The sequence below is a fragment of the Fusibacter tunisiensis genome, from assembly GCF_016908355.1.
Lineage (GTDB): Bacteria > Bacillota > Clostridia > Peptostreptococcales > Acidaminobacteraceae > Fusibacter_D > Fusibacter_D tunisiensis.
This window is the reverse complement of sequence record NZ_JAFBDT010000067.1, coordinates 1-1,300: the sequence shown is the minus strand read 5'-3', so window position 1 is coordinate 1,300 and position 1,300 is coordinate 1. Positions and strand designations below refer to the sequence as shown.

The 1,300-nt window shown below is 50.3% G+C and carries 1 rRNA gene; it reads right to left on the bottom strand.

The window, feature by feature from the left end:
* Positions 1-1,300: ribosomal RNA gene (locus JOC49_RS13080) — 23S ribosomal RNA — on the bottom strand; the annotation flags it as partial.

The window sequence follows — 1,300 nt, the reverse complement described above, 5'->3', positions numbered from 1 at the left end:
CTTTCGTGCGGGTCGGAACTTACCCGACAAGGAATTTCGCTACCTTAGGACCGTTATAGTTACGGCCGCCGTTTACTGGGGCTTCAGTTCTGTGCCTCGGTTGCCCTAACACTTCCCCTTAACCTTCCAGCACCGGGCAGGCGTCAGCCCCTATACATCATCTTTCGATTTAGCAGAGACCTGTGTTTTTGGTAAACAGTCGCTTGGGCCTATCCTCTGCGGCCGGATCTAGCTCTGAACCTGATCCGGCACCCCTTCTCCCGAAGTTACGGGGTCATTTTGCCGAGTTCCTTAACAATGGTTTTCTCGCTCGCCTTAGTATTCTCTACTCTCCTACCTGTGTCGGTTTACGGTACAGGCACCTGCTCCCTCGATAGAAACTTTTCTCGACAGTGTGATATCTGCTGCTTCGCTACTAGTTTCACTCCCCATCACAGCTTGTCCTTACATGGCGCGGATTTGCCTACGCCACAGACGTGCTGCTTGGACACGCTCTTCCAACCGCGTGCTCAGCATAACCTCCTGTGTCATTCCTTCTCTCAATCGGTTCTCGGTGGTACAGGAATCTTTACCTGTTGTCCATCGCCTACGACTTTCGTCCTCGGCTTAGGTCCTGACTTACCCTGAGCGGACGAACCTTCCTCAGGAAACCTTAGGTTTTCGGCGGACGGGATTCTCACCCGTCTCTCGTTACTCATGCCAACATTCTCTCTTGTATGATGTCCACACGTCCTTACGATCGTGCTTCGCCCCTCATACAATGCTCCTCTACCAATTAGATTACTCTAATTCCATAGCTTCGGTAGTAAGTTTTAGCCCCGGTAATCTTCGGCGCAGGATCACTCGACTAGTGAGCTGTTACGCACTCTTTAAATGTATGGCTGCTTCTAAGCCAACATCCTAGTTGTCTGTGCAATCCCACATCCTTTCCCACTTAACTTACATTTTGGGACCTTAGCTGATGGTCTGGGCTGTTTCCCTTTCGACTATGAATCTTATCACACATAGTCTGACTCCTGAGTATAAGATATCGGTATTCGGAGTTTGATAGTCTTCGGTAGCCGGTGAAAGCCCCTAGGACATTCAGTGCTCTACCCCCGTATCTCTTAACTCAAGGCTAGCCCTAAAGCTATTTCGAGGAGAACCAGCTATCTCCGGGTTCGATTGGAATTTCTCCGCTATCCACATGTCATCCCAACCTTTTTCAACAGATATGGGTTCGGGCCTCCAAGAGGTTTTACCCTCGCTTCACCCTGCACATGGATAGGTCACCCGGTTTCGGGTCTACGCCATACAACTC